Annotated in this window: 5 protein-coding genes; 3 read left to right on the forward strand and 2 right to left on the reverse strand. The window is 65.2% G+C overall.

What is annotated here, in order from left to right; genetic code table 11:
• Positions 1 to 249: 249 nt before the first annotated feature.
• Positions 250 to 1,437: a methionine adenosyltransferase gene (gene metK / locus G3O00_RS39930; protein WP_011353531.1), complete on the reverse strand. Its 1,188-nt coding sequence runs from the start codon at positions 1,435 to 1,437 to the stop codon at positions 250 to 252.
• A 265-nt stretch (positions 1,438 to 1,702) separates the two neighbouring features.
• On the opposite strand from metK, the gene G3O00_RS39935 reads away from it, so the two are divergent.
• Positions 1,703 to 2,587 (forward strand): lipid A biosynthesis lauroyl acyltransferase, encoded by an 885-nt coding sequence (locus G3O00_RS39935; RefSeq protein WP_011353532.1) that lies wholly within the window; start codon positions 1,703 to 1,705, stop codon positions 2,585 to 2,587.
• A 51-nt stretch (positions 2,588 to 2,638) separates the two neighbouring features.
• Here the strand turns inward: G3O00_RS39935 and G3O00_RS39940 are convergent, their stop codons facing one another.
• Complete coding sequence (locus tag G3O00_RS39940) at positions 2,639 to 2,920, reverse strand: HigA family addiction module antitoxin (RefSeq protein ID WP_206146284.1); 282 nt, start codon at positions 2,918 to 2,920, stop codon at positions 2,639 to 2,641.
• A gap of 281 nt (positions 2,921 to 3,201) precedes the next feature.
• Between G3O00_RS39940 and dapF the strand changes: the two genes are divergently transcribed.
• On the forward strand, positions 3,202 to 4,071 hold the full coding sequence (dapF, locus tag G3O00_RS39945) for a diaminopimelate epimerase (RefSeq protein ID WP_206146285.1): 870 nt from the start codon (positions 3,202 to 3,204) through the stop codon (positions 4,069 to 4,071).
• Positions 4,072 to 4,108: 37 nt separating this feature from the next.
• Positions 4,109 to 4,580: DUF484 family protein (locus G3O00_RS39950; protein ID WP_206146286.1), on the forward strand; the 472-nt coding region annotated here is incomplete at its 3' end.

Here is a 4,580-nt window from a genome sequence, read left to right on the forward strand (position 1 = left end):
TATGTGTGTGGTGTGATGTTTTTTTTTTGAATGATACGGGCACCACCGAGACCGACACAGTATCTTACCCTCTTGCCCTACCCGACGCTCTTCCGACCTCGGGTTCGGCGCGCGCTGAGCACACGCCGGCGGGCACCGCACGCGACGATCGCCGTCGCGCTGCCGCCCGCTGGTCCGATTGCCACGGCGATCGGAACCCATAAAAAAACCCCGGCTTTGCCGGGGTTTTTCATTTGCAGCGAACGACGCTTACGCGACGCGTGCCGTCGGCTCGACGCCGGCCGCTTCGGCCAGGGCGAGCGCCTTGTCGGTCGCTTCCCACGAGAATTCCGGCTCTTCGCGGCCGAAGTGGCCGTAAGCAGCGGTCTTCTCGTAGATCGGGCGCAGCAGGTCGAGCATCTTGATGATGCCCTTCGGACGCAGGTCGAAATGCTCGCGCACGAGCTTCGTGATCACCGCATCCGACACGCGGCCCGTGCCGAACGTGTTGACCATCACCGAGGTCGGCTCGGCAACGCCGATCGCGTACGACACCTGGATCAGCGCGCGCGACGCGAGGCCGGCGGCGACGATGTTCTTCGCGACGTAGCGGCCTGCGTATGCAGCCGAACGGTCGACCTTCGACGGATCCTTGCCCGAGAACGCGCCGCCGCCGTGCGGTGCGGCACCGCCGTACGTATCGACGATGATCTTGCGGCCGGTCAGGCCGCAGTCGCCCTGCGGGCCGCCGATCACGAACCGGCCGGTCGGGTTCACCAGGAACTTGATGTCGCCCTTGATCAGGTCGGCCGGCAGCGTCGGCTTGATGATTTCCTCGATCACGGCTTCGCGCAGCGCCGGCAGCTCGATGTCCGGTGCGTGCTGCGTCGACAGCACGACGGTGTCGATCGAATGCGGCTTGCCGTCGACGTAGCGGACCGTCACCTGCGACTTCGCGTCCGGGCGCAGCCATTGCAGGCGGCCGTCGCGGCGCAGGCTGGCCTGGCGCTCGACGAGACGGTGCGACAGGTAGATCGGCAGCGGCATCAGTTCCGGCGTTTCATCGCACGCGTAACCGAACATCAGACCCTGGTCGCCCGCGCCTTGGTCGAGGTTGTCGTCGTGTGCACGATCGACGCCCTGGGCGATGTCCGGCGACTGCTTGTCGTACGCGACGAGCACGGCACAACCCTTGTAGTCGATGCCGTAGTCGGTGTTGTCGTAGCCGATGCGCTTGATCGTGTCGCGCGCGATCTGGATGTAGTCGATGTTGGCCGTCGTGGTGATTTCACCGGCCAGCACGACAAGACCCGTGTTGCACAGCGTTTCCGCCGCAACGCGGGAATACTTGTCTTGCTCGAGGATGGCGTCGAGGATCGCGTCCGAGATTTGGTCCGCGACTTTGTCCGGATGGCCTTCAGAGACGGATTCGGACGTAAAGAGATAATCGTTTGCCACTTTTTCAGGCTCCTGTGTGGTTACGGTTGGTTTCACGTAGCCAGCTTCGTTGGGCCTGAAGCGGCGACGCTTTAGCGGATTACCAGGACCGGGCAGCGCGTGTAACGCTAACCGGCTTCGCCCCGCAAGTTGTCAGTTAACTCGGCGAAGCCCGTATTATAGCGGCTTTCCTGAATTGTCACAGAGCGCCGCCCGTGCTGCATCTTCCGCTGTTTCACCATCCTGTTTGCAAAGCGCCGGCCAGCCGGTCCCACGGAGGTTTCGCATGCTAGGTCGTCTAGGCACGCACCTCGCCATTGGCTTGCTGAAACTGCTCGCCCTGTTGCCGTACGGCCTGACCGCACGGTTCGGCGATGGTCTCGGCTGGCTGCTCTACAAGATCCCCAGCCGGCGAAAACGCATCGTACACACCAATCTGAAGCTCTGCTTCCCGGATTGGAGCGACGAGCGTCGCGAGGAAGTCGCCGGGCAGCATTTCCGCCATGCGATCCGCAGCTACGTCGAGCGCAGCTACCAGTGGTTCGCGTCGGAACAGGCCTACCGCAAGCTGTTTACGGTCGAGAGCGAAGTCGATCTCAGCGATCCGGACATGCCCCCGACCCTCCTGCTCGGCTTCCATTTCGTCGGCATCGAGGCCGGCTCGATGGCGATCAATCTCGCCCTCAACCGGCCATGCGGCTCGCTTTACACGCCGATGAAGAGCCCGGAAATCGAAGCCGCGGCCAAAGCCGGCCGCAGCCGCTTCGGCGCGGAACTGGCGAGCCGTGCCGACAGCGCGCGTACCGTGCTGCGCTGGCTGCGCGACCGCAAGCCGGTGATGCTGGGTGCAGACATGGATTACGGGCTGCGCAACTCGACGTTCGTACCCTTCTTCGGCATACCCGCCTGCACGCTGACGGCGGTCGGCCGGTTCGCAAAGACCGGCCACGCGCAGGTTCTGCCCTTTATCGGCGAGGTGCTGCCGAACTACAAGGGCTACCGTCTGAAGGTCTTCAAGCCGTGGGCCGACTACCCGACCGGCGACGACGATCTCGACGCGCGGCGGATGAACGAATTCCTCGAGGAACAGATCCCGCTGATGCCCGAGCAATACTATTGGGTCCACAAGCGCTTCAAGACGCGCCCGGCCGGCGAGCCGAGCCTGTACTGACCCTTCCGAGCGGAACTCGCGGGCGCGCCGTCATGTGCGCGCCTGCGCGCCCTACACCTTCTGCACGCCTTCCGCGCGCGCCCGACACAAATCGAATCCGGCCTGCTGCGCGAGCCATAGGTCGGCACGCCCGCCGTTGCCCTCCCCGAGCCACGCTTCGAGACGCAGCGCCATTTCCGGCGAGATGCCGGCATGGCCGTGCAGGATCCGCGACAGCGCGGCACGCGTCACGCCAAGCCGAGCGGCTGCCTCGGCGACGGTGAGGCCTAACGCCGGCAGCACGTCATCGCGCAGGGCTTCGCCCGGATGAGGTGGATTGAAGATGCGAGTCATGACTTTCCTGATCAGGTCGTGGAGCCGTTTTCGTGTGACCAAACTATGCGAATCGTTCGATTGCCCGGTCAATTTGACTCGTACGAAAACGCTCGCTCGATTCACCCCTTGCCTTCGCCATCCTCGCGATCCCTCTCATGCCCCCGCCCGCGCAGGACGCCCCTGTCGGCTGCATGTATCATTTGCGGTTGAGATCAGCACGACGAACGAGGCCGCCCGGCATGGCGCGGCGTCGCGCGCACCGCGCTGACCGCCTTGTTCGCCATGGAAATCCGGACCCAGTGAAACTCTCGTTCACCAAGATGCACGGCGCGGGCAACGACTTCGTCGTGCTCGACGGCTATTCGCGCGCGTTGCCGCCGCTCACCGAAGCGCAGGTGCGTGCGCTCGCCAATCGTCACTTCGGCATCGGCGCCGACCAGCTGCTGCTCGTCGAAAAACCGACCGTCGACGGCGTGGATTTCAAGTACCGGATCTTCAATTGCGACGGCGGCGAGGTCGAACACTGCGGCAACGGCGCGCGCTGCTTCGTGAAATTCGTCAGCGACCGCGGCCTGACCGACAAGCGCAGCGTGCGCGTGCAGGTGATGAAGGGCCTGATCACGCTGACGATGCAGGACAACGGTGAAGTCGTCGTCGACATGGGTGCGCCCGTGTTCACGCCGGCGCAAGTGCCGTTCGACGCGGCAGGCCTCGAAGGCCGCACCGAGGGCCACGACACGCTGTGGCCGCTCGACGTCGGCGGCGCGACGCGCTGGATTTCGACGGTGACGATGGGCAACCCGCACGCGGTGCAGGTCGTCGACGACACCGAAGCCTATCCGGTGCTCGAAGAAGGCCCGCTGATCGAGCATCACGCGCGCTTCCCGGAGCGCGTGAACGCCGGCTTCATGCAGATCGTGTCGCGCAGCGAAGTGAAACTGCGCGTGTACGAACGCGCGGCGGGCGAGACGCTCGCGTGCGGCACCGGCGCGTGCGCGGCGGTCGCGGCCGGCATCCGGCGTGGCCTGCTCGATTCGCCCGTGACCGTGCACACGCACGGCGGCACGCTGACGATCAGCTGGGACGGCGCGCGCGACGAAGCCGCCGCGCTGATGATGGCCGGGCCCGCCACGACCGTGTTCGAAGGCGAGATCGACCTGCCCGCCTGACCCCGCAACGTCCTTGATAACTGAACGCTCCAGCCACATGAACGATCGCGAAGTCGCCGACTACCTGCTCGCCAATCCCGAATTCTTCGCGCAGCACGCCGAACTGCTTGCGACGATCCGCCTCGCGAACCCGCACGGCAAGGCCGCGATCTCGCTGCAGGAGCGGCAGATGGAGATGCTGCGCGACAAGAACAAGCATCTCGAGCGCCGGCTCGCCGAACTCGTGCGCTACGGCCACGAGAACGACAGCCTGTCCGCGAAATTCAGCCGCTGGACCGCGCGCGTGATCGCGGAACGCGATCCGTACGCGCTGCCGCGCACGATCGCCGACGGCATCGCCGAAGTATTCGACGTGCCGCAGACGGCGCTGCGCGTGTGGGACGTCGCCGACACCTACTCGCAAGCCGATTTCGCGCGCCAGGTCGGCGAGGAAGTGCGTCTGTTCACGAACGGGCTGTCGACGCCGTACTGCGGCGCGAACACGGGCTTCGAGGCCGCGCAGTGGCTCG

Origin of the sequence: Burkholderia sp. Ac-20384 (genome assembly GCF_017104605.1) — a bacterium.
Classification (GTDB): Bacteria; Pseudomonadota; Gammaproteobacteria; order Burkholderiales; family Burkholderiaceae; genus Burkholderia; species Burkholderia lata.